Annotated in this window: 1 protein-coding gene; it reads left to right on the forward strand. The window is 54.7% G+C overall.

What is annotated here, in order from left to right; all coding sequences use genetic code 11:
• Positions 1 to 68 precede the first annotated feature (68 nt).
• Positions 69 to 1,288, forward strand: a protein-coding gene (locus GR197_RS31320; RefSeq protein ID WP_130732249.1) for an IS3-like element IS1312 family transposase whose coding sequence is annotated in 2 segments (ribosomal slippage) — positions 69 to 411 and positions 411 to 1,288 — 1,221 coding nt in all. Because the reading frame shifts where the segments join, the coding sequence is not laid out codon by codon here.
• Positions 1,289 to 1,317 lie beyond the last annotated feature (29 nt).

The raw sequence follows: 1,317 nt of genomic DNA on the forward strand, positions 1-1,317 counted from the left end.
TGTAATAGCCCCGTAAATCTCCGGACACGATCTCCCACTTAACAAGTGTGCGAGGTAATGTGCCCATTATGACCAGTCACAGTCCTAAGATAGAAGTCCTGTCCGGCCCTGAGCGCCGCCGTCGCTGGTCGACGGCAGAGAAGCTCGCCATTATTCAGGAAACATATGAGCCGGACGCAACTGTGAGCATCGTTGCTCGGCGTTACGGTATCCAGCCGAACCAGTTATTCACTTGGCGTAAGCTTGCCACCCAAGGAGCTCTGACGGCAACTGCTGCCGAGGAAGATGTCGTTCCAGCATCCGAATATCGTGCCCTTCAAAACCAGGTCAAAGAACTACAGCGTCTGCTCGGCAAGAAGACGATGGAAGGCGAGATTCTCAAAGAGGCGCTTGAGATCGCCACCGGCCCAAAAAAACACCTGTTGCGCTCGCTGTCATTGCCGAAGGGAAGTTCCCGATGACGGCCGTGTGCGAGACTTTTGGTGTTGCCCGGTCAAACATGGCGGAGCGGGTGAGACAGCGTCCTTCCAAAGCCCGTGGTCGGCCGCCGTTCGCGGATGATGATCTCGTCGATGAAATCAAAGCGATCATCTCCGAGATGCCAACCTATGGATACCGCCGGGTTCATGCGCTTCTACGCCGTAAAGCCCGTAGGGAAAGCCGCTCATGGCCGAACGTTAAACGCGTTTATCGGGTGATGAAGGTGCATGGCCTGCTTCTCGAACGCCATACTGGAGCCATTGATAGCCGTCGCCACGATGGTCGTGTCGCTGTCGCTCAATCGAATTTGCGTTGGTGCTCGGACGGTTTCGAAATCGGCTGCGATAACAAAGAAAAGGTCCGCGTTGCCTTTGCGCTCGACTGCTGTGATCGCGAGGCAATTGCCCATGTCGCCACTACTGAAGGCATCAAAAGCGAAGATGTTCAGGACCTTGTCATCACGGCCGTCGAAAACCGCTTCGGCCGCATCAATATCCTTCCTAACCCCATCGAATGGCTGACTGACAATGGATCATGCTTCATTGCGTCAGACACAAAATCGCTGCTGCTGGATATCGGCATGGAGCCTCGCACGACGCCGGTCCGCAGCCCACAGTCAAACGGAATGGCCGAAGCCTTTGTAAAGACGTTCAAGCGCGATTACGTCTCGGTCAATTCCATCCCGGACGCCAAAACCGTCATCGCCCAACTGCCATTGTGGTTCGAGCATTACAACACGCTTCACCCGCACAAAGCTTTGGGATATCGATCTCCCCGCGAGTTCTTAAACCGTCAAACAGAAATCTGATCCTGTCCGGTTTTTATGGGGCAACTCCA

Origin of the sequence: Rhizobium phaseoli, assembly GCF_010668805.1 — a bacterium.
GTDB lineage: Bacteria > Pseudomonadota > Alphaproteobacteria > Rhizobiales > Rhizobiaceae > Rhizobium > Rhizobium phaseoli_A.